Here is a 17,349-nt window from a genome sequence, read left to right as displayed (position 1 = left end):
GCACGGCCGCCGTCCGCCGTCCGCCGTCCGCCGTCGACTCGACGGGGACCGACCTTAGGATGCCCCCGTGCGTGACATCGCGGTCTTCAGCGGCAGTGCCCACCCCCGACTCGCGGCCGAGCTCTGCGCCCATCTGGGCGTGACGCTCAGCCCGGCACGCGTCAGCCGCTTCGCCAACGACTGCCTGGAAGTGCAGTTGCAGGCCAACTGCCGGGAACGGGACGTCTTCTTGATCCAGCCGCTGGTGGCACCGGTCCAGGAGCACCTGGTGGAGCTGCTGTTGATGTGCGACGCCGCGCGCGGCGCCTCCGCGGGCCGGATCACCGTCGTCATGCCGCACTACGCCTACGCGCGCTCCGACAAGAAGGACGCCCCCCGCATCTCGATCGGGGGGCGTCTGGTCGCAGACCTGCTGGTCGCGGCGGGCGCGAGCCGGGTGCTCACCATGACCCTGCACTCCCCGCAGGTGCACGGCTTCTTCAGCGTCCCCGTCGACCACCTGCACGCGCTGCGCGAACTGGCCGGGCACTTCCGGGGCAACGACCTGTCCCGCACCACCGTCGTCTCCCCGGACCTGGGCAATGCCAAGGAGGCGGCCGCCTTCGCCCGGATGCTGGGGGTGCAGGTCGCGGCCGGGGCCAAGCAGCGCTTCGCCGACGACCGGGTCAGCATCGGCTCCGTGATCGGCGATGTCGCCGGGCGGGACGTGATCGTCCTGGACGACGAGATCGCCAAGGGCAGCACGGTCCTGGAACTGCTGGACCGGCTGCGCGAGCTCGGCGCCCGTTCGGTCCGCGTCGCCTGCACGCACGGCCTGTTCGCGGCGGGCGCCCTCAAGCGCCTTTCGGAGCAGCCGGAAGTGCTGGAGATCGTGTGCACCAACACCGTGCCCGTCCCGGAGGCGCAGCACACGGACAAGCTGACCGTGCTGTCCGTGGCGCCAGCGCTGGCCGAGGCCGTGCGGCGGATCCACAACGGCGAGTCGGTCAGCGCCCTGTTCGACCCGGCCTGATCAGCCGTCTCCGCGCGCCGCGTCGGTGTCCGCCGCGGCGGCGGCACTCTCCGCGTCGTCGACGATGCGGGTGAACTCCGAGGGCGCCGCGGGTGCCGGCGGCGCCTCGGCCGCCGGGGCGGACGGGGCGGACGCGGAGCCGCCGGACGGTCCGCAGGCGGTCAGCACTCCCGCGCACGCCGCCACGGCCACGGCCAGTGCCGCGACGCGGCGGGTCACGAGGCGGCGCCGTTGCCGTGGGAGGCGCACCAGTCGCGGACCCGCGCCAGGTCGGTGCGGCGCTTCTCCAGGGTCGGCACCAGGGACTTGCGGAAGGCCAGCCGGTCGTCGAGGTACGTCTCGATCTCGTCGTGCCCGGCGGCCCTGGCGCCTGCGACCCGCTTCTCCAGCCGCTCGATCGAACCGCGCCGCGCGGCCGGCCCGTTCAGCCGCTTCAGCGCCCGGTCGATGCGGGCGTCGATCTTCCCGGCGCGCTTGCACAGGCCCTTGGCGCCGTCCCCGGCGGGCGTGGCGGCCGGGGACGGGGTGCCTGCGCCGTCGGCGGTGGCCGGGCCGGCGAGGCCCAGCAGGGTGACGACGGTGGCCACGGCCACCACGGTGGTACGGCGTCGCATGACGTCCTCCTTCGGATCGGAAGCGCGGAGCGCCTTCGCGACGGACGTTAGGGAGCGTCTTTGTGGAAATCCTGTGGCTCCCCGGCCCGCCCGGACAGCCAGTCCCGGCGCGGCAGCGGCAGCGTCGGCTGCTCGCCGTCGCGGACGCCGCTGAGCGGCAGACGCACCTCGAAGCGGGTGCCCGGCGCGCCGTCGGCCCGGTCCAGCACGGCGATCGTCCCGCGGTGCAGCGCGATCTGCTGGGCGACCAGGGTCAGTCCGAGCCCCGAGCCGGGGCTGTCCGCACGCCGGTGGAAGCGGGCGAAGACGGCCGCCCGCGCCCCGGGCGGGATGCCGGGACCGTGGTCGTCGACGGTGAGGACGGCGGACGGGGCGCGCTCGTCGCGGCTGCGCCGCAGTGCCACCTCGATGTCCGGTCGCCCTCCCGGGGCGCGGCCGTGGACGGCGGCGTTGGCCAGCAGGTTGTCCGTCATCGAGCGCAGCCCCTGCTCCCAGCCGTGGACGAGGAGCCCGGGCACGGCCGTCACCTCGACCCGCGCCCCGGGGTGGCGGCGCCTCAGGTCGGCGGCGGAGGCGTCGACGAGCTCGGCCGCGTCGACCGGGCCGAAGGCGTCCTCCTCGACGAGGTCGCCCTGGGCGAGGACGCGCAGCATGACCAGCAGTCCCAGCACGCGGGCGTGCTCGGCGCGCAGGTCCTCCACGACCTCGTGGCGTTCGGCGTCCGGCAGGCCGGGGTGACCGGCGAGGATGTCGAGGTTGGTGCCCATGCTCATCAGCGGGTTGCGCAGCTCGTGGGAGGCGACCGCGGCGAACGACCGGGCGGTGGCGAGCGCCTCGCCGGTCCTGGCGGCCTGCTCGTCGTAGCGGGCGAGCACGGTCTGGAGGGTGTGCGCCAGGTCGTCGACCTCGGTGATCCGGGCCGGGGTGTGGTCCAGGCGTACGGCGCTGACGCGCGGGTCCAGGCCGCTCGCGCGCTGCTGGAGCCGGCGCAGCGGACGGGCGGCACGGCCCGCCGCGGCCCAGGCCAGCAGCCCGGACACGGGGGCGGCCAGCAGCGCCACCGTCACCACGCGGCGGCGCACCTGCTGCACCTGGGTCTTCGTGGCGGCGTCCGGCGAGAACAGCCACAGCGTGCCCCGGACACCCTTGCGGGCGCCGTTCACCGGCACCGACAGCACGCGCCAGCGGGTGCCGCCGGCCCGGATCGTGACCGGTGAGGGCGCGCGGGCGGGCAGCGCCGCGGACGCGTCCGGCTGAGGGCCGCCGGACACCGTGCCCCCGGGACCGGTCAGCCGGATGCCCACATCCAGCGCGGAGCTGAACAGCCTTCGGGTACGCGCCTGTTCGGCCGCCGGGCGGTCCGCTGCGGTGGCCCGCAGCAGGGCCATGGCGTCCGGCGCGACGGCCGTGGCGCGCTCCCGCAGATGGGCGTCCTGCTGGGCGTGCAGATCGGCGGCGACCAGCCGGATCAGCAGCGCGCCGGAGGCCAGGACGAGCAGCGGGACGACGACGCCCACGGCGAGCGCGACCCGCGTGGACAGCCTCACGAGAGGTCGTCCCGGTCGTCCCGCAGCACGAAGCCGACGCCGCGCACCGTGTGCAGGATCCGCGGCCGGCCGCCCGCCTCCATCTTGCGCCGCAGGTAGCTGACGAAGGTGTCCACGGCGTCCGTGCGCACGTCGAAGTCGTAGCCCCAGACCCGGTCCAGCAGTTGGTCACGGGTGAGCACCAGACCGGCGTTGCGCGCCAGAACCTCCAGCAGCTCGAACTCCCGCCGGGTCAGCGCCAGGGGCTCGCCGTCCAGCCGGGCCTCGCGCGTCGCGGGGTCGATCAGCAGGCCCCCGGCGCGCACCCGCCCGCCCGCGGCGGGGGGACGGCGGCGCAGCAGCGCCCGCAGGCGCAGCACCAGTTCCTGCAGCGCGAACGGCTTGACCAGGTAGTCGTCACCGCCCGCCTGGAGTCCGGCGACCCGGTCGGCCGCCTCGTCCAGGGCGGAGAGCATCAGGACGGGAACGTCGTTGTCCTCCTCGCGCAGCGTGCGGCACACCTCGATCCCGCTGAGGTCGGGCATGGAGATGTCGAGGACCACCACGTCCGGCGCCCCCTCGCGTACGGCGGCGAGCGCGGTCCTGCCCCCGTCGGCCAGGCTCACCGAGAAGCCGTCAAGCCGCAGCCCCCGTTGCAGGGACCTGCGTATGGCCGCGTCGTCGTCGGCGACCAGGACCCGGCCGCCGGTGTGCGCATCGGTTCTCACGGCGGCGATGGTAGGCGCAACGACCCGATCGCGAAGAGGCCCCGTGCGGACCGGGGGGCATGCGTGCGCGCACGGCCCCGGTCGCCGCGCCGGCCCCGGCCCCAGCGCCCGGGGCACCACCCCGCTCCGCGCGCCGGTGCCCCACGTCGCGTCAGATGTCCAGCCGGTACGGCAGGAGGCAGATGACGGCGTCGGTGCGGGAGCGCAGGATCGTGGCGAGGAGGATGCCGCGCTGGTTCTGCAGGATGCGGTAGCGGGCGTGGCGCGGCTGGACCTCGGGGATGAGGACGGCGATCTGCCGGCCGTCCTGCGACATGCGGCGGACGTAGGAGAGGATCGGCAGCACCAGGGAGCGGTGCGGGCTCTCGATGACGTCGAGGCGGACGCCCGGCTGCCAGCGGGCCCACGTGTCGAGCAGTTCGCGCGCCTTGGCCCGGTCGGGTTCGACGGTGACAGCGACGACCTCGTCGCCGAGGGCGATGGCCGCGGTCAGCGCGTGCCGGGCGAGTCGGCTGACCCCGCCGAGGGGGACGATGACCAGGCTGTTGGTGCGCCGCGGCCGGTCGGGGACGGTGCCCAGGGCGAGTTCCCTGCCGACCTCCGCGTAGTAGTGCTCGATGCGGGCGAAGAGCAGCATCAGCAGCGGCACCACGACGACGACCATCCACGCGCCCTCGGTGAACTTGGTGGTCACCAGGATCACCCCGGCCAGCGCGGTCAGCAGGGCGCCCAGCCCGTTGAGCGCCGCCCGCCTCGCCCAGCCGCGCGGGCGTGCCCCCGCCCAGTGCCGGACGAGCCCGGTCTGGCTGATGGTGAAGCCGGTGAACACACCGATGGCGTAGAGCGGGATGAGCCGTTGCGTCCGCGCGTCGACGGCGACGAGCAGCAGCGCCGCCACCAGCGCCAGGGCGACGACCCCGTAGCGGTAGACGGGCCGCTCGGCGCGCAGCCCGAACACGTGGGGCAGCCGGTTGTCGCGGGCGAGCAGGCTCATCAGGACCGGCAGGCCGCCGAAGCTGGTGTTCGCGGCCAGGCCGAGGACGAGGGTGACCAGCAGATTGCTGGCGTAGTACGGCCATCCCGTGCCGAAGGAGCCCGCGGTCAGCTGGGCCAGCAGGGTCACGCCGCCGCGCGGGGCGACCTCGTCCCGGCGGATGAGGAACGCCAGCCCGATCAGCATGAGTCCCAGCAGCACGCCGAGCATCAGTTCCGTGCGCTGGGCGCGGCGTACCTTGGGCGGCCGGAAGGAGGGCACGGAGTTGGCGATGGCCTCCACCCCGGTCAGGGCGGAACAGCCGGAGGAGAAGGCCTTCAGGACCAGCAGCACGCTCAGCGCCTCGGTGGCGTGGACGGGCTGCGCGCTGCCGACGACGGCCACGGGGTGGGACCGCAGCAGGCCGAGGACGACGATCCCGCCGATGCACAGGGCGAACAGAACCGCGGGCAGCATCAGCACCCGGGCGCTGTCGGCGACGCCCCGCAGGTTCACCACCGTGAGCAGGGCCAGCCCGCCGAGGCAGATCTCCAGCAGGTACGGGGTGAGCGAGGGGAACGCCGAGGCGAGGCTGGCGGCGCCGGCGGCCAGGCTGACGGCGACGGTGAGCACGTAGTCGACGACCAGACTGGCCGCCGCCAGCAGGCTCACCCGCATGCCGAGGTCCTTCTTGGCCACGGCGTAGGATCCGCCGCCGTCCGGATGCACCGCGATGACCTGCCCGTACGAGATGACCAGGACGACCAGCAGCCCCGCGATGACCAGCATGACGGGCAGCGTCGCGGTAAGGGCCGCGGTCCCGGCGGCGATCAGCACGACGACGATGGCCTCGGGGCCGTACGCCACCGAGCTGAGGGCGTCCAGCGACAGCGCGGCCAGCCCCTGCGCGCTGGTGAGCAGGGAGCGATCCCCCTCGCCGTGCCGCAGCGGCACCCTGGGCCGCACCTGGCGGCGAGCCAGTCCGAAGGTCATCGCCCGCCCGCCGGCTGCGTCTGGCTCATGGCTGGTCTCCTCCGCCGGCGGGCTCTGCCGTCAGCCTCGGGCGGCGGTCCTTCCGGCGCAGCGCGGGGCGGCCGATCGGGTGAGCGGTCAGTCGGGCCGGGCCAGGAACTCCACGGCGGCGAGGACGAAGACGACGGCGAGGGCCAGCCCGAGGACGACCCAGCCGGTCGGGTAGGACCAGAAGGCGAGCGTGAGGGCCGCGGCCGCGACGACGATCCAGCCGACCAGGAGCTTGTGGCGCACGAGCCAGGGGCCGACGGGACCGGTCCGCATCCCGGCCCGGTGCGCCGCGTCGCCCGCGCCGCCCAGTACGGACTCCCACACCCCGCGGGTCCTGCGGGCGTACCGGCCGGGCCCGCTCAGCCAGGTGCCGAGCGCGACGACGACGCCGAGCACGAACACCGCGCGGACGGTCCCGCGCAGGAAACGGATCAGGGTGTCGTAGACCGTTCCGGCCGCCTGCTGGTCGACGCTCGCGGGCAGCGCGTCGAGATAGATCGCCCGGAAGACGGTCAGCGCCGCGCCCAGCACGAGGGCGGCGGCGGCGAAGCCCAGCGCGGCGGCGACCAGGGCGCGTCGCCGGCGGACGGCGAGCAGGACCCCTGCGGCCGCGAGGACGACGGTGACGATCGGCAGCCAGAGCCCGGCGAGCTGCAGGAGCCGCAAGGCGGTCCTGATCTTGCCGACCTTCTCGGAGCGGACGACGGTGAAGTCCGTGTGGATCTCGGGGATCTTCGCGGCGATGGTCAGGCCCGCCTCGACCAGCCGCTGCCTGACCCGGTCGATGACGGGCGCGAGGTCGATGGCGACGGTGTCGTCGGTGAGCTTGACCGCGCCGCCTCCCTGGCCGGTCAGCGCCTTGTCCAACGAGTCGTGGATCCTGCGGTTGGCATCGATCCACAGGGTCTCGAAGGCGTCGCTGCGCACGACCCTCTCCGCCGTCGAGTGCACCAGGCTCTCGATGCCGCTGGTCAGCGGGACGGAGACGCGGCCCAGCAGTTGGTCCAGGAGGGGGCGGTCCTGCGGGGCGACCTCGTCGAGCAGGCTCTTCACGTCGATGTGCTGCATCACCACGGACGTGATCCGGTCGGCGGCGGCGTTCTGGACGGCGGGGTCGCTCGCCAGGGGTGCCACGGTGGCGACGTAGCGGTCGGTGTCGCCGACCTCGGAGTCGGCCCAGACGGCCAGCGCGCTCAGCGGCACGAGGACGCAGGCCACGACGATGAACAGGGCGGAGAAGAAGGCCCGCACGGGCCGTCGCCGGTGAGACGGCGGGACCTGCGCTCCGGCGCCCGCGCGAACGGTCTCCCGCGCCTCCAGTGCCGACAGCCGGGCGCGCAGCTCGCCGAGAGCGTCACGCCCCTCGGGCGGCGTCGGATCCGCCATGCCACCGCCGCCTCTCCTTCGCCACGCGACACGGCAATTTAATCCGTATTGTGAGTTATGTGCCATTTGAGGCGCATGGAACTGTGGAGGTAGGGAATGACGAGGCCGTACCGGGGCCGTGCGGTGTGCGCGGCGGTCGTGCTGTCCGCCACCGCGCTCGCCGCGAGCGCCTGCTCGGACAACGAGGGCACCCCCGCCGAGAAGGCGTCGAAGGCCGCGTCCGCCGCGTCCTCGCTGGTGTCCCAGGGCGCGGAGGCCGTCGCCTCGGCGACCGCCGCCGCACAGTCCCAGCTGGCGAAGATCAAGAACGGCGTCAACGCGAAGGACGACGTCAGGCTCGACCCCGTGACGGTGGAGGGCGGCAAGGCCACCACCAAGGTCACGGCCACCAACAGCAGCGACAAGCAGGCCACGTACACCGTCGAGGTGACCTTCCGCGACACGAGCGGGAACCTCCTCGACGCCGCCGTGGTCAACGTCGCCGACGTGGCCCCGCAGAAGTCCGGCGAGGCCACGGTACGCAGCAACCGCGACCTGACGGGCACGGTCAAGGCCCAGGTGGAACGGGCGCTGCGGCACTGAGGCACCATCACCGCGAGGAGGCAGCCATGGCAGCCACCGGCAGCACACCCAAGAGCGGCAACCGCAACGCGTGGGCGTACGGCGGCGTCACCTTCGCCGGCGTCCTGTTGCTCGTCGACGGCGTCCTGGCCATCTTCCAGGGCATCTCGGGGATCGCCGCGGACAACGTGTACGCGCGGATCGGCAACTACGTCTACAAGTTCAACCTGACCGCGTGGGGATGGATCCACCTGGTCCTCGGCGTGCTCCTGGTCATCACGGGCACCGGGCTCCTCAGCGGCGCCGCGCTCTGGTCCCGCATCACGGGTGTCGTCCTGGCGGGCCTGGGCATCATCGTGAGCTTCCTCTACCTGCCCTACCTGCCGTTCTGGTCGATCATCCTGATCGCGCTCGACATCTTCATCATCTGGGCACTCGCCCACTACCGGCCGGAGCGCTCACCCGCCGCCTGACCGCCGCCCGCCCGGCCCTCCCCCGGCGGGCCGGACCCGGTGGGCGCGGCCTCGTCCGCGGGCCGGTCGCCGTGGAACACCGCCCCCACCGTCAGGCACACGGTCGCCACGACGCAGAGCGCGATCAGCCCGGACAGCAGGGTGAACACCGAGCCCAGCGAGCCGTACGCCCGCATGCTGCGGTTGAGCGCCGTCGGCACGTACAGCGGCGCGGCGAAGAGGGCCGCCTCCAGGAGCACCGCGGTGAGCAGCGCCCCCGGCAGCAGCGGCCGCCACCCGATCCGCCCACCCAGCAGCAGATGCTGGGTCCACCACCAGAGCCCCACCGCGCTCACCAGCGACAGCGGGACGCCGACCCAGCGGCCGGCGCCGAAGCCGTCCCGCAGCGGCCCCTGGAGCACCAGGTAGACCAGCGCCGCACACACCCAGGCGAACCAGCGCCAGGCCGCGATCCGTGCCGCCGACCTCGGCAGGTGCCAGGCGCGTTCGCACACCCGCTGCATCGCCCGGCTGCAGGCCGTCGCCGACAGCAGGGTCATCAGGGTGCCCACCACCCCCACCGTCTGCCGCAGGTTCCCGGGATCGGACTCGTAGACCGAGCGCAGTTGTTCGCGGGAGGGGCCGGAGAGCCCCAGCACCCGCACCAGCGAGTCGAGCATCTCCTCGCGCACGCCCTCCGGCGCGAAGGACGCGACGACGAACAGCAGCGGCACGGCGGTCAGAAAGGCCTGGGCGGCCAACCGGGTGGCCGCGTCCAGCACGTTGACGCTCAGCAGCCGGGCGGCGAGCCGGGTGAGAATGGGGAACCGCCGCTCCGCGTCGGACCGCACGGCGCGCGCCCGTCCAGGCAGGTCCGTGAACCGCGCACGGAGCCCCTCCGGGATGCTGACCCGTGGCCGCCCTTTCACAGTCCGACTATTTTTCAGCCCTCCGGGCCCCGCAACCGGGACCGGGTCAGCGCCCGGGGCGAGCGATCAGGCCCGCTCCGCGCGCCACCGCGCGACGACGTCCTCCACGTCGTACGGGACGAGGCTGAACGGCGGGCCGTCCATGGGCGTGCGGATGCCCGCACGGATCTTCTCGTTGACCTCCTCGACGATGCGGCGCACCTCGGGTTCGCAGGGGGCTCGGGAGGCGGCGTCCATCGCGTCCTCCACCTCCTTGCGCAGCCTGAGGCTCGCCGGGAGGTGGGACAGCCCCTCGCGGGCCATCTTCTCCCTGATCCACCACAGCTCGTCGTACGGCCGGTCCAGTCCCGCCAGCGGCTTCCCGGCCCCCGGCAGGTTGTCGAAGGCGCCGCGCTCCGCCGCCTCCCGGATCTGCTTGTCGACCCAGGTCTCGAAGGGGACGCCCGGTGGCTTGCGCTCCGTCATGGCATCGATTCTCCCTCCCCTCCCCACCGGGACGGGAGGGGCCGGCAGCCGGGCGGATCAACCGCTGACGGAGTACGAGTGCGCCCCCGCGCCCGCCAGTGCTCCGCCCGCGACGATCAGGTACGCGTCGCGGATCGGCCTGCCCTCCAGCCGGCGCGGCAGGCGCCGGCGGCGCGGGCGACGCGGGCGACGCGGGCGACGTGCCGTTCCCTGGCGAGGGCCACCAGGTGCTCCGGTTGGCGAAGCGGCATGGCTCACGGTCGCACACGCCGCGCCGCCGCGTCACTCCCCGGCGGGCGTCCAGCCCTGGGCGCGCAGCACCGCCGCGACGTCCGGTGCCCGGTAGTGCTCGCCCTTGAGGACCTTGCCGTCGGCCCGCAGGGTGGGCAGGCCGTCAGGGCCGAGCTTGCTCATGTTGGCACGGTGGATCTCCGCGATGACCTCGTCCAGGTCGATGCCGTGCACCAGCGCGGTGCCGTACGCGACGTAGACCACGTCGGCCAGTTCGTGCGCGAGGTGGTCCAGGGGGCCGGTCTCGGAGGCCTCGGCGACCTCGGCGACCTCCTCGGCGAGCAGGTCCTGGCGGTGCGCCGCGTGCTCGGGCGTGATCTCGGTCGGGCGGGGGCGGACGTCGAGGCCGAAGGCGGTGTGGAACTCACGGACCAGGCCGGCGGGGGAGGGTCGCATTCCGTCGATCGTAGTACCGCTCGGAGCCCCCCGTCGCCGTCGGCCACCGGCCCGCCGCCGTACTCCCCGTCCACGCGGATGGCGGTGACGGCGCCGATGTGCCGGGCCGCACAGCGGCACATGGGCCTGCCCGAAGTCCGGGGCGATCTCGGCCCAGGACGGCAGCGCGTGGTGCCCGTCCGCCCCGGTCACGGCGGCGGCGCCCCGGCCGGGCCGGCCGAGCACAGCACCTCGTGAAGCAACGGGCACCCTCGAAACGGCGGTGCTGCACGCCGCTGGTCCGGCACTCGAAGCCGACCCGCGCCGTGCGTTGGGGCAGGCGCACAGGAGGCCGGCCACGGTGAGCGGGGCCGGGCGGGCCAGGTCGCCGCCCAAGGTGAAGCCGGCGAGCTCCGGCGGCGGCGCGGGAACCACGTCACGGGCTTCCACCTCCCCCGGTCACCGTGCCCGTGGACGGCGGCCAGAGAACCGCACATGCGACCTGTCACGTCACATTTTACGGCTGGTGCAATCCGGCGAGGGGCTTCCCCCTCGCATCCGCGTCACTATGATCGAGTCATGCACACCTACCGGATCGGCGAGGCAGCCGCATTGATGGGCGTGAGCGCCGACACCCTCAGGCGCTGGGTCGACGCCGGGCGGCTGCGGGCGGAGCGCGACGAGCAGGGCCGGCGCATCATCGAGGGCCCCGATCTGGCCTCCTTCGCCCGGGAGTTCAACCGCACCGAACGCGAGCGCACCGGCTCCTCCGCCCGAAACCGCTTCGCGGGCATCGTCACCGAGGTGCTCCTCGGCGACGTCTCCGCGCAGGTGGAGATCCAGGCCGGCCCGTTCCGCGTGGTGTCCATGATCAGCCGTGAGTCGGCCGAGGAGCTGAAGCTCGAGCCCGGCGTCCCGGCGGTCGCCGTCATCAAGTCGACCAACGTGGTCGTCGAGAGACCGCAGAGACTGGGAGGAGCCGCCCTGTGATGACCCTTCCCACGCTCCGCCGGACCCTTCAGCCGGCCGTCGGAGCAATCGCGGTACTGCTGGCCCTCAGCGCCTGTTCGTCCTCGGACGGCTCCGCCGGGGCCTCCGCGCCGTCCTCGCCCCCGGCGGGCGCGTCCTCCGCGGGCGACCTGAAGGGCACGGTCACCGTCTTCGCCGCCGCCTCCCTCAAGGAGAGCTTCACCGAACTGGGCAAGGAGTTCGAGGCGGCCCACCCCGATACCAAGGTCACCTTCAACTTCGGCGGCAGCGACGCGCTCGCCGCCGGCATCACCTCCGGCGCCCCCGCCGACGTCTTCGCCGCCGCCTCCCCCAAGACCATGCAGATCGTCACCGACGCCAAGGCCGCGGCCGGCGAGCCCGCGACCTTCGCGCGCAACCAGCTGGAGATCGCGGTCGTCCCGGGCAACCCCAAGGACGTCTCGTCCCTCAAGGACCTCACCAAGTCCGGGATCAAGGTCGCCCTGTGCGCCAAGGAGGTGCCCTGCGGCGCCGCGGCGCGGAAGGCGCTGGACGGCGCCGGCCTGAGACTCACCCCGGTCTCCTACGAGCAGGACGTCAAGAGCGCCCTGACGAAGGTGGAACTGAAGGAGGTCGACGCCTCCGTGGTCTACAAGACGGACGTCGAGGCGGCCGCCGGCAAGGTGGAGGGCGTGGAGTTCCCCGAGTCCGCCGGTGCCGTCAACGACTACCCGATCGTCCTGCTCAAGGACGCGCCCAACGCCGGGCCCGCCAATGCCTTCATCGCCCTCGTCCGGTCCGACGAGGGCAAGAAGGTGCTGACCGAGACCGGCTTCCTGAACCCGTGAACGACCACAGCAGCCGCGCGCCCGACTTCCTGCAGTCCCGGCCGCGCCGCGCCGGCCGCCGGCAGGGACACCGTTCCCCGGTGCCCCTGCCGCTGCTGCTGCCCGCCCTGCTCGGTCTCGTCTTCCTCGTACTGCCGCTCGCCGGGCTGCTGATCCGCACCCCGTGGAGCGAACTGCCCGCGCAGCTCACCAGCCCCGGGGTGTGGCAGGCGCTGCGGCTCTCCCTGATCTGCGCCACCCTCGCCACCGCGGTGGCCCTGGTGCTGGGCGTGCCCCTGGCCTGGCTGCTGGCCCGCACCGAGTTCCCCGGGCGCCGGCTGGTGCGCGCCCTGGTGACGCTGCCCCTGGTGCTGCCGCCCGTGGTGGGCGGTGTGGCGCTGCTCCTGGCGCTGGGCCGCAACGGCATCGCCGGGCGGTGGCTGGACCAGTGGTTCGGGGTGACGCTGCCCTTCACCACGGCGGGCGTCGTCGTCGCGGAGGCCTTCGTCGCGATGCCGTTCCTGGTCATCAGCGTCGAGGGCACCCTGCGGGCCGCCGACCCGCGCTACGAGGAGGCCGCCACCACCCTCGGCGCCTCCCGCTTCACCGCCTTCCGCCGGGTGACGCTGCCGCTGATCGCCCCGGGCATCGCCGCCGGGGCCGTCCTGGCCTGGGCACGGGCGCTCGGCGAGTTCGGCGCCACCATCACCTTCGCGGGCAACTTCCCCGGCCGTACGCAGACGATGCCGCTCGCCGTCTACCTCGCCCTGCAGAGCGACCCGGCCGCCGCCATCGCGCTCAGCCTGGTGCTGCTCGCCGTCTCGATCGCGGTCCTCGCCGGGCTGCGCGACCGCTGGATGACCACGCCATGACCTCCCTGGACAAAGCACCGGCGACCACCGGCGGCCCGGCCCCGGAGGGCCTGGACGCCCGGCTGGTCGTGGACCGCGGCGCCTTCCGTCTCGATGTGACGCTCAGCGCCGCGCCCGGCGAGGTGCTCGCCCTGCTCGGGCCCAACGGCGCGGGCAAGACCACCGCGCTGCGGGCCCTGGCCGGGCTGACCCCACTCACGGCCGGCCACCTGCGGCTGGACGGCGCCGCCCTGGACGGCACACCCCCCGAGACCCGCCCGGTCGGCGTCGTCTTCCAGGACTACCTGCTCTTCCCGCACCTGTCCGCGCTGGACAACATCGCCTTCGGCCCGCGCTGCCACGGCGTGCCGAAGGCACGGGCCCGCGCCGAGGCCGCCGCGTGGCTGGAGCGCATGGGCCTGGCCGAGCACGCCGCCGCGCGGCCCCGCCGGCTCTCCGGCGGCCAGGCGCAGCGCGTCGCCCTCGCCCGGGCGCTGGCCATCCGGCCGCGGCTGCTGCTCCTGGACGAGCCGCTGGCCGCGCTCGACGCCCGCACCCGCCTGGAGGTCCGCTCCCGGCTCCGGCGCCACCTGGCCGACTTCGAGGCGGTGGCCGTCCTGGTCACGCACGACCCGCTGGACGCCATGGTGCTGGCCGACCGGCTGGTCGTCATCGAGCACGGCGGCTCCGCGCAGGAGGGCACCCCCGCCGAGATCGCCCGCCGCCCGCGCACCGACTACATCGCCCACCTCGTCGGGCTCAACCTCTACCGGGGCCGGGCCGAGGGGCACACCGTACGAATCGACGGCGGACCGGCCATCACCACCACCGAGGAGCTGTCCGGCCCCGTCTTCGTGGCCTTCCCGCCCGGGGCCGTCACCCTCCACCGGGACCGCCCCACCGGCTCCAGCGCCCGCAACCTGTGGCAGGGCCGGGTCGCGGGCCTGGAGTCGCACGGGGACCAGATCCGCGTGGACGTCACCGGCGAACTCCCGCTCGCCGCCGACCTCACCACGGCGGCCACCGCCGAACTCGGGCTGCACCCCGGCGCCGGGGTGTGGGCCACCGTCAAGGCGGCCCAGACACACGCCTATCCGGCCTGAACCCTGACGGGTCAGGACGGCGTCAGGAGCGCGCCGCCCGGCGGCAAGAGGACGCCAAGAGGCTCCCGCGGCACCCCGCCCGGATCCATGACACCGGGCACCACCTCGCGCGCAGTCCGCAGGCGGGGCTGCTGCTCGGCATCGATGGCGGGCCCGGGCGCGCTGGACATGGTCAAGTTCGGCCCGCTCGCCTCGCTGCCGGACCGCTTCCGGGCCCGCCACATCCACGTCCCCAACCTCACCGGGCAATACACCTAGGCCGCCGTACCCGCGCCCACGGTGCCGCGCCGCGCGGTGGACGCGGCCGGTTCCAGCAGGCGTCCGGCCAGGTGGCCGAAGACCAGCCCGAAGGAGGTCCACAGCGTCAGCTGGATCGCCAGCGCCGCCAGGCGGAACTGCCACAGCAGCGCCGCCGGGAAGTGCTCCGGCACCTCGTTGATCCCGGGCAGGAACGCGTACGCGAGCCCCACGGTCAGGACGAGGAAGGCACCCGAGGCCACCGTCGCGTACCAGTTGCCCAGGCGCGGCGCGAGGCGCTTGCCGAGGATCACGGCGGCGACCACGAGCAGCACGCTGAGCAGCATCATCAGGAAGTACAGCGTGGTGCGTTCGCCGATGGTGCCGGGGTCGCCGACGGCCGGCGGGTTGGCCGGGTACTTCAGGAAGGGCACGACGTGGATCGCGACCAGCGCCGCGGCCGACAGCAGCATCGCCGTCGGACGCGGGCCGACGCGGCCGATCCGCCCGAGGGCGAAGCAGTAGGCGAGGGCGGCGATGCCGCCCAGCGCCACGCCGTACACGAGCAGGCCGGTGGCCAGACCGGCCGTGGACTGCAGGGCGCGGCTGACCGGTTCGGCGCCGCCGTGCCCATGCGCGTGCGACTCCTCGAACGCGATGGCGGCGTCGACCCGGGACTCGCCCAGCAGGTAGGCGACGACCAGAGCGAGCGCGCCGGCGGCGAGGCCGGCCAGCATGCCCCGCACCAGCAGTCGCCTGACGGTGACGGAGTTGACGGGGTTCATCGGTGCGGCGCCCCGGTCAGTGGCAGGGGAAGCCGAGCAGATGGCGCCCGTCGTGCAGCCACTCGTGGACGTGTCCACCGGACAGGAGGGATGTGGCCCCCTGCTCGGCGCCCACGAAGTAGAGCAGCACCAGCATCAGGACGCCGAAGAAGACCGCCCAGGGCAGGATCGCCCTGATCGGCAGCGTCACGGGGGCGGCGGAAGGGGCAACGGCCGGCGGGGCGGCGGACTGCGCCATGGCATGACCTCCTGGTGGGAACTCGCGTCCCGGTCGGTGGAGCTTCGTCGGACGACTGCGGGTCTGACTCGCCTGGCGCTGGGCTGGGCTTACAGTGGCGCGACCGTGCCGGATTTGCACCGGACTTCCGCCGTGTCGTCGTGAATGTCGTCGTGACGGTACCGCGAACCGGTGATCCGGCCAAGGGCGCACGTGTGCGCCCCGGTATGCGCGGGCGTCGCTCCCGTGCGACCGACCGGCCGGGGGTGAAAGGGATGTCGGCGATCACGCGGGGTCGCCGGAGGGCGAGGAGGGTGCATGACGACCCGGGTGATGTTGATCTCACCGGTGGTGAACGCGGCGTTGCGCGAGGCGCGTTTCGACGACGACGTGCCGCCGGACGAGCACGCCCTCGGCGCCGCCCGTGCGTTGGCCGGTTCCCTGCCCTCCGCGGGACCGGTGCCCGTCTCGCCCACGGCGCGCTGCCGGGCGACCGCCGGGGCGCTCGGTCTCATCGCCGAGGAGACGGCGCCCGCGGGGTGGGCGCTGGGCCGCTGGCGGGGACGCACCCTGGCCGAGGTGAGCGCCGAGGAGCCGGAGGCCGTCGCCGCCTGGCTCTGCGACCCGGACGCCGCGCCGCACGACGCCGAGTCGCTGCGCGAACTGTGCGCCCGGGCCGGTGCCTGGCTCGACGGGCTCGCCGCGACGCCTGGCCGGGTGCTCGCCGTCGTCGAGCCGGAGATCGTCCGGGCCTGCGCGGTACGGGCACTGGGCACGCCCGAGGCGGCCTTCTGGCGGATCGACGTGCCCCCGCTGACAGCGACGGAATTCAGTGGACGGTCCGGACGCTGGAACCTGCGGGCGGGACGCCCACTGGGCTGAGCAGGGTGCGCTCCAGCAGTCGGTAGGCTCTTGCGAATCGATCGCAATAAGGGCCTATGATTGAGCGTTCGACTTCGCCGACCTGACGCGACCGGTCCCGCACCGGACCCGACCTGGAGCTCCCCTCATGCATGTACCCGACGGATTCATCGACGCGCCGGTGTCGGTGGCGACCGGTGCCGTCGCGGCCGCAGCCGTGGCGGTGAGCCTGCGCGGTGCGCGGCGCGAACTGGACGAGCGCACCGCGCCGCTGGCCGGACTCGTCTCGGCGTTCATCTTCGCCGTCCAGATGCTCAACTTCCCGGTGGCCGCGGGCACCAGCGGCCACCTCCTCGGCGGCGCGCTCGCGGCGATACTCGTCGGCCCGTACACCGGGGTGCTGTGCGTGTCCGTGGTGCTGCTCATCCAGGGTGTGCTCTTCGCCGACGGCGGCCTGACCGCCCTGGGCGTGAACATCACCGACATGGCGGTCGTGACCGTGGTCGTCGCCTACGCCGTCTTCCGCGGGCTGGTCAAGGTGCTGCCACGCGGGCGCGGCGGGGTGACGGGCGCGGCCTTCGTCGCGGCCCTGCTCTCCGTCCCCGCGGCGGCGGTCGCCTTCACCGGGATCTACGCGCTGGGCGGGACGACCGACGTCTCGCTCGGCAAGGTCTTCACCGCGATGGTCGGCGTGCACGTCCTGATCGGCGTCGGCGAGGCGGTGATCACCGCGGCGACGGTGGGCGCCGTCGCCGCCGTCCGCCCCGACCTCGTCCACGGCGCCCGTGACCTGCGCCGCCCGCTGGAACTCAAGGAGGCGACCGTCTGATGGCGGCCGTGACCGACACCCCCAGGCGCGGCGGCGTACGGCCGCTGTGGATCGCCGGACTGATCGCCGCCCTGGTGCTCGCCGGGTTCGTCAGCTACTACGCCTCGTCCAGCCCGGACGGCCTGGAGAAGGTCGCCGCGGACCACGGCATCGACAAGAGGGCCGAGGACCACGCGGCCAAGGACTCCCCGCTGGCGGACTACCGGACCAAGGACGTCGGCAACGCCCGGCTCTCCGGCGGACTCGCCGGTGTGATCGGCGTCGGCGCCACCCTCGTGCTCGGCACCGGCGTCTTCTGGGTCGTCCGCCGCCGCCCGCAGACGGACAAGGCCTAG

19 protein-coding genes and 1 pseudogene are annotated in these 17,349 nt (G+C 73.9%); 9 read left to right on the top strand and 11 right to left on the bottom strand.

Annotated features, from left to right (window positions below):
• Positions 1-67 precede the first annotated feature (67 nt).
• Entirely contained in the window at positions 68-1,012 is a 945-nt protein-coding gene (locus ACRWNP_RS01925) for a ribose-phosphate diphosphokinase (protein ID WP_431959080.1), read from the top strand.
• Here ACRWNP_RS01925 and ACRWNP_RS01920 read toward each other — a convergent pair whose 3' ends face one another.
• The 6 genes from ACRWNP_RS01920 to ACRWNP_RS01895 form a co-directional block, all read right to left on the bottom strand.
• Complete coding sequence (locus tag ACRWNP_RS01920) at positions 1,013-1,231, bottom strand: hypothetical protein (protein ID WP_431959079.1); 219 nt, start codon at positions 1,229-1,231, stop codon at positions 1,013-1,015. It lies immediately after the preceding gene.
• Entirely contained in the window at positions 1,228-1,626 is a 399-nt protein-coding gene (locus ACRWNP_RS01915) for a hypothetical protein (RefSeq protein WP_431959078.1), read from the bottom strand. Before ACRWNP_RS01915 ends, ACRWNP_RS01920 begins: the two co-directional genes overlap by 4 nt.
• Positions 1,627-1,673: 47 nt before the next feature.
• Positions 1,674-3,173, bottom strand: a complete 1,500-nt coding sequence (locus ACRWNP_RS01910) for a sensor histidine kinase (RefSeq protein ID WP_431959077.1) — start codon at positions 3,171-3,173, stop codon at positions 1,674-1,676.
• The gene (locus tag ACRWNP_RS01905; protein WP_431959076.1) at positions 3,170-3,880 is read right to left on the bottom strand and encodes a response regulator transcription factor; all 711 of its coding nucleotides are present in this window, start codon (positions 3,878-3,880) and stop codon (positions 3,170-3,172) included. Before ACRWNP_RS01905 ends, ACRWNP_RS01910 begins: the two co-directional genes overlap by 4 nt.
• Positions 3,881-4,031: 151 nt before the next feature.
• On the bottom strand, positions 4,032-5,846 hold the full coding sequence (locus ACRWNP_RS01900) for an APC family permease (protein WP_431959075.1): 1,815 nt from the start codon (positions 5,844-5,846) through the stop codon (positions 4,032-4,034).
• A 117-nt stretch (positions 5,847-5,963) separates the two neighbouring features.
• The gene (locus tag ACRWNP_RS01895) at positions 5,964-7,262 is read right to left on the bottom strand and encodes a hypothetical protein (protein WP_431959074.1); all 1,299 of its coding nucleotides are present in this window, start codon (positions 7,260-7,262) and stop codon (positions 5,964-5,966) included.
• 96 nt (positions 7,263-7,358) lie between these two features.
• Here ACRWNP_RS01895 and ACRWNP_RS01890 point away from each other — a divergent pair, with 96 nt between their 5' ends.
• Entirely contained in the window at positions 7,359-7,844 is a 486-nt protein-coding gene (locus tag ACRWNP_RS01890; protein ID WP_431959073.1) for a hypothetical protein, read from the top strand.
• A 26-nt stretch (positions 7,845-7,870) separates the two neighbouring features.
• Positions 7,871-8,296 (top strand): DUF7144 family membrane protein, encoded by a 426-nt coding sequence (locus ACRWNP_RS01885; protein WP_431959072.1) that lies wholly within the window; start codon positions 7,871-7,873, stop codon positions 8,294-8,296.
• Here ACRWNP_RS01885 and ACRWNP_RS01880 read toward each other — a convergent pair.
• The 3 genes from ACRWNP_RS01880 to ACRWNP_RS01870 all read right to left on the bottom strand — a co-directional run bounded on the left by ACRWNP_RS01880 (position 8,266) and on the right by ACRWNP_RS01870 (position 10,356).
• Positions 8,266-9,126, bottom strand: a complete 861-nt coding sequence (locus tag ACRWNP_RS01880) for a YhjD/YihY/BrkB family envelope integrity protein (protein WP_431959071.1) — start codon at positions 9,124-9,126, stop codon at positions 8,266-8,268. The two genes, ACRWNP_RS01885 and ACRWNP_RS01880, sit on opposite strands and share 31 nt — an antisense overlap.
• Before the next feature lie 144 nt (positions 9,127-9,270).
• Complete coding sequence (locus ACRWNP_RS01875; protein ID WP_431959070.1) at positions 9,271-9,669, bottom strand: DUF1992 domain-containing protein; 399 nt, start codon at positions 9,667-9,669, stop codon at positions 9,271-9,273.
• Positions 9,670-9,951: 282 nt separating this feature from the next.
• The gene (locus tag ACRWNP_RS01870; RefSeq protein WP_431959069.1) at positions 9,952-10,356 is read right to left on the bottom strand and encodes a MazG nucleotide pyrophosphohydrolase domain-containing protein; all 405 of its coding nucleotides are present in this window, start codon (positions 10,354-10,356) and stop codon (positions 9,952-9,954) included.
• Positions 10,357-10,914: 558 nt separating this feature from the next.
• Between ACRWNP_RS01870 and ACRWNP_RS01865 the strand changes: the two genes are divergently transcribed.
• The 4 genes from ACRWNP_RS01865 to ACRWNP_RS01850 are packed head-to-tail and all read left to right on the top strand — an operon-like array spanning position 10,915 to position 14,085.
• Positions 10,915-11,325, top strand: coding sequence for a TOBE domain-containing protein (locus ACRWNP_RS01865; protein ID WP_431959068.1), 411 nt, complete (start codon positions 10,915-10,917; stop codon positions 11,323-11,325).
• Positions 11,325-12,152 carry a molybdate ABC transporter substrate-binding protein gene (modA, locus tag ACRWNP_RS01860; RefSeq protein ID WP_431959067.1) on the top strand — a complete coding sequence of 276 codons (828 nt, stop codon included), beginning with the start codon at positions 11,325-11,327 and terminating at the stop codon, positions 12,150-12,152. The genes ACRWNP_RS01865 and modA overlap by 1 nt, the downstream gene beginning before the upstream one ends.
• 29 nt (positions 12,153-12,181) lie before the next feature.
• On the top strand, positions 12,182-13,003 hold the full coding sequence (locus ACRWNP_RS01855) for an ABC transporter permease (RefSeq protein WP_431959228.1): 822 nt from the start codon (positions 12,182-12,184) through the stop codon (positions 13,001-13,003).
• A complete protein-coding gene (locus tag ACRWNP_RS01850; protein WP_431959066.1) occupies positions 13,000-14,085 on the top strand; it encodes an ABC transporter ATP-binding protein in 1,086 nt (361 codons plus the stop codon). The genes ACRWNP_RS01855 and ACRWNP_RS01850 overlap by 4 nt, the downstream gene beginning before the upstream one ends.
• A gap of 254 nt (positions 14,086-14,339) precedes the next feature.
• Here the strand turns inward: ACRWNP_RS01850 and ACRWNP_RS01845 are convergent, their stop codons facing one another.
• Together ACRWNP_RS01845 and ACRWNP_RS01840 are read right to left on the bottom strand one after the other, a co-directional pair.
• Positions 14,340-15,107, bottom strand: coding sequence for a CbtA family protein (locus ACRWNP_RS01845; protein WP_431959065.1), 768 nt, complete (start codon positions 15,105-15,107; stop codon positions 14,340-14,342).
• Between the two features lie 16 nt (positions 15,108-15,123).
• Complete coding sequence (locus ACRWNP_RS01840; RefSeq protein ID WP_431959064.1) at positions 15,124-15,345, bottom strand: CbtB domain-containing protein; 222 nt, start codon at positions 15,343-15,345, stop codon at positions 15,124-15,126.
• A 297-nt stretch (positions 15,346-15,642) separates the two neighbouring features.
• On the opposite strand from ACRWNP_RS01840, the gene ACRWNP_RS01835 reads away from it, so the two are divergent.
• Together ACRWNP_RS01835 and ACRWNP_RS01830 are read left to right on the top strand one after the other, a co-directional pair.
• Entirely contained in the window at positions 15,643-16,206 is a 564-nt protein-coding gene (locus tag ACRWNP_RS01835) for a histidine phosphatase family protein (RefSeq protein ID WP_431959063.1), read from the top strand.
• A gap of 127 nt (positions 16,207-16,333) precedes the next feature.
• Positions 16,334-17,349, top strand: a pseudogene (locus ACRWNP_RS01830) (energy-coupling factor ABC transporter permease).

The organism is Actinacidiphila sp. bgisy160 (genome assembly GCF_965342435.1).
In the GTDB taxonomy this organism is placed as follows: domain Bacteria; phylum Actinomycetota; class Actinomycetes; order Streptomycetales; family Streptomycetaceae; genus Actinacidiphila.
This window is presented reverse-complemented; position numbering and strand designations above follow the sequence as displayed.

What these genes read in the sequence shown, in the direction of transcription:
- ACRWNP_RS01865 (WP_431959068.1), top strand. Translation starts at nt 10,915, where the DNA reads ATGCACACCTACCGGATCGGCGAGGCAGCCGCATTGATGGGCGTGAGC.
- ACRWNP_RS01915 (WP_431959078.1), bottom strand. Translation starts at nt 1,626, where the DNA reads ATGCGACGCCGTACCACCGTGGTGGCCGTGGCCACCGTCGTCACCCTG.
- modA (WP_431959067.1), top strand. Translation starts at nt 11,325, where the DNA reads ATGACCCTTCCCACGCTCCGCCGGACCCTTCAGCCGGCCGTCGGAGCA.
- ACRWNP_RS01845 (WP_431959065.1), bottom strand. Translation starts at nt 15,107, where the DNA reads ATGAACCCCGTCAACTCCGTCACCGTCAGGCGACTGCTGGTGCGGGGC.
- ACRWNP_RS01850 (WP_431959066.1), top strand. Translation starts at nt 13,000, where the DNA reads ATGACCTCCCTGGACAAAGCACCGGCGACCACCGGCGGCCCGGCCCCG.
- ACRWNP_RS01885 (WP_431959072.1), top strand. Translation starts at nt 7,871, where the DNA reads ATGGCAGCCACCGGCAGCACACCCAAGAGCGGCAACCGCAACGCGTGG.
- ACRWNP_RS01870 (WP_431959069.1), bottom strand. Translation starts at nt 10,356, where the DNA reads ATGCGACCCTCCCCCGCCGGCCTGGTCCGTGAGTTCCACACCGCCTTC.
- ACRWNP_RS01900 (WP_431959075.1), bottom strand. Translation starts at nt 5,846, where the DNA reads ATGACCTTCGGACTGGCTCGCCGCCAGGTGCGGCCCAGGGTGCCGCTG.
- ACRWNP_RS01835 (WP_431959063.1), top strand. Translation starts at nt 15,643, where the DNA reads ATGACGACCCGGGTGATGTTGATCTCACCGGTGGTGAACGCGGCGTTG.
- ACRWNP_RS01890 (WP_431959073.1), top strand. Translation starts at nt 7,359, where the DNA reads ATGACGAGGCCGTACCGGGGCCGTGCGGTGTGCGCGGCGGTCGTGCTG.
- ACRWNP_RS01840 (WP_431959064.1), bottom strand. Translation starts at nt 15,345, where the DNA reads ATGGCGCAGTCCGCCGCCCCGCCGGCCGTTGCCCCTTCCGCCGCCCCC.
- ACRWNP_RS01875 (WP_431959070.1), bottom strand. Translation starts at nt 9,669, where the DNA reads ATGACGGAGCGCAAGCCACCGGGCGTCCCCTTCGAGACCTGGGTCGAC.
- ACRWNP_RS01895 (WP_431959074.1), bottom strand. Translation starts at nt 7,262, where the DNA reads ATGGCGGATCCGACGCCGCCCGAGGGGCGTGACGCTCTCGGCGAGCTG.